Raw genomic sequence first — 2717 nt, forward strand, 5'->3', positions numbered from 1 at the left:
AAAGCAGCTCTAAAGAGTTTTGAGTTAAAAGTTAAACTTCAAGTTTTCATTCAGGACGAATGTACTGATTAACTAATTTTTTGGGGAAAATTAGTTAACCCATCATTATAACATATAATTAATTTGCAAGAGTTCTATTGGTATTGTCACCGAAGAGGTTCTTAGTGCCTTAAAGCTGGACAAAAGCATTGGTACATTTGTTGGACTAGAAGATGCAGCGGCTGAAGTTGGTAAGATCTGTAATACCTACAAAAATGAAGATATTGATTTGACAATTCTCCTAACTCACATTGGTTTTGAAGAGGATCAAAAGTTAGCGGCTATGTTAGACCCTGAGTGGGGGGTGGACATGATCATTGGTGGACATTCTCATACACTTTTAGAACAGCCTGCCCAAGTAAACAACATTTTAATCACCCAGGCCGCCGTTGGGACTGATCAGATCGGACGTTTCGATATTACAGTAGACGACGATACGAACAGCATTGTCGAATGGAAATGGGAACTTATTCCTATTAATGATCAGGTAGCTAGTCCTGACGTAGATTTGCAAAATTTTATCAATACCTACAAAGAACAAGTAGATCGCAAGTACAATCGTATTGTTAGCCGTTTAAATCGTCAATTGACTCATCCCGTGCGCGAACAAGAAACTGAGTTAGGTAATTTAATCGCTGATATCTTCTTAGAAATAGATACGATTGATGTCGTGCTTGTCGGTAGTGGTTCCATACGAGGTAAAGAATTAGGGCCTGTGGTCACTCTTGAAGATCTTAAGAAGGTTTATCCCTATGATGGTTCTCTTTATAAAATTAAAGTTACCGGAGCGCAACTGACAAAGGTATTTACCCATTTTCTGCGCCCAGAAAACAGAAAGCCTGGGGAAAGTCAATGTTATCAAATCAGCAAAGGTGTTCGAGTAGTTTATAACAATACTAAGAAAGCAATTGAATCTTTCAGTATTAATGAACAACCTGTAGAGGCTGATCGTTTATATGTAATCTGCGTGCAAGATTATCATTATCAAAATTCACTGAAGAGTTTGAATCTCACGCCTGAAGAAATAGCTAACGCTAAAGTTGTTACTACTTCAAGCCAAGGTGTTCTTGAAGAATATTTAAGTACTCATCAACTTCTTGACGGTCAAGTGGAAGGACGCTGGACTTTTGTTAACTAGAGTTTATGACTCTAGCAAATTCGTGAAGCGTCTGAATGGAAACGATGTGTAGGGTTAATTCATGAATTAACCCTACAATTTTTTTACTTCTAATTAGTTAAGCGTCTGGTACTAAATTCGGTTATTAAAGACTGATTATCTATTCCCATTTTGCTGTTCGGCTATCCTGATATGTAGCCTATACTCAACGGATTTAGTATTAAACATCCGAAGTAACCGTGAGCGGCGATGCTGTATGCTTTTTTATGTTAATGGATTCTTTAAATCCTTTTATAATCCCTATTATTCGAGTTCTTGAGGTTCAATAACCAACTTAATTCCCTGAATAATTAATTTGATTTTTTTCCTTGTGGTTCTCCTAAATCAATCCAATAAATATCACCTTGAAAAATCGTCATATTTACTCAGATAATTGGCGTTGATGATGGCGTATTCCCTCTAACATCAAAGTTTCTGATTCATCCGATCTATCACTATAAGCTTCATTCCAACTATCCATTAATACCTGTTTAGTTATTTTTTGATTATTCAATCCTAATTATTGATGTAACTTCTCCAATAACCATTGTTTATCTTCATCTCCCCTGATTCAACGCCTAAGACAACTAAAAATAAAACAGAAACAGCAAGTAGTATTTATAAAGGAATATGAGTAATCCGGTCTTGATAATCTTGGGCATCGCCTAATAAAGCAATGAGAATTAAATTCTCAATAATCTCTTTGATTGTTGCTTTAGGACGCAAGACAAAAATCCCTGGACTATGACGACTTTGTGCCAGATGATCAGCTAAATGAACAGGCATAGAAGTCCGATTATTTGTGACTAAAATAAAGTGATTTGCTTCGCACCAAATTAAAATTTCTGGATCTAAGGTGCTTTTCGACGGAACACCAGGTTCGCCAATCATCCAAACCGTTAAATCAGAGTGACGGCGCAATAATTGCTCCCGATACAGCGGCGGTAAATTTTCATCAATTAGATACTGAATACTCATTGATATTTTCTGCTGCTATTTCCGCCTTGAATTTCCGCATTTTCTCCACAAAAGCGGGAGGGTTCAAATCCTGTTCTTGTTCTCCTTTTTGACAATGTTCTAGCCATTCTGCCAGATATTGACTAACTCGGTCTTTTTCGTGCAGGTAATAGAGAATAGTGGCATGGATTTGTTCTAGGGTAAGGGTAGGATAAATTTGCCCAATCTCTTCAGGGGTACGGGCGCGGTAAATGTATTCATATAAGATAGTTTCAATGCCAATGCGGGAGTTTTTTAAGCGAATGTCATTGGGAGTCAAAAAATTAAAGTAGTCTTCGAGTTGCATCGGTTAATACTCCTATTGATAAATTCGTACTTTTTTGTATCATCAATCAAGCCAATAAATCTCTCCTTGAATATTATGATTCTAACAACAAAAAAGCACCCCCTCGCGGGAGTGCCTTTTCGTTCAGACTAGAACTTAACCATTGATAGCGGGAGCGGTCAGAGCTACAGGAGCCTGTTCACCACTAGCTAAGTCTAAGGGGAAGTTGTGAGCGTTGCG

General features: G+C 37.5%; 3 protein-coding genes and 1 pseudogene. 1 reads left to right on the forward strand and 3 read right to left on the reverse strand.

The window, feature by feature from the left end; genetic code table 11:
* Positions 1-268: 268 nt before the first annotated feature.
* Entirely contained in the window at positions 269-1177 is a 909-nt protein-coding gene (locus IM507_RS02265) for a bifunctional metallophosphatase/5'-nucleotidase (RefSeq protein ID WP_259679050.1), read from the forward strand.
* 636 nt (positions 1178-1813) lie between these two features.
* On the opposite strand, the gene IM507_RS02270 is transcribed toward IM507_RS02265, so the two are convergent.
* From IM507_RS02270 to IM507_RS02280, 3 genes and pseudogenes are all read right to left on the reverse strand, one after another.
* Positions 1814-2173, reverse strand: a complete 360-nt coding sequence (locus IM507_RS02270; protein WP_002732058.1) for a DUF5615 family PIN-like protein — start codon at positions 2171-2173, stop codon at positions 1814-1816.
* Entirely contained in the window at positions 2151-2498 is a 348-nt protein-coding gene (locus IM507_RS02275; RefSeq protein WP_045358164.1) for a DUF433 domain-containing protein, read from the reverse strand. The genes IM507_RS02270 and IM507_RS02275 overlap by 23 nt, the downstream gene beginning before the upstream one ends.
* 135 nt (positions 2499-2633) lie before the next feature.
* Positions 2634-2717: pseudogene (locus IM507_RS02280) on the reverse strand (photosystem Q(B) 2 domain protein); the annotation flags it as partial.

This window comes from Microcystis sp. M20BS1 (assembly GCF_020245305.1).
GTDB lineage: Bacteria > Cyanobacteriota > Cyanobacteriia > Cyanobacteriales > Microcystaceae > Microcystis > Microcystis ichthyoblabe_A.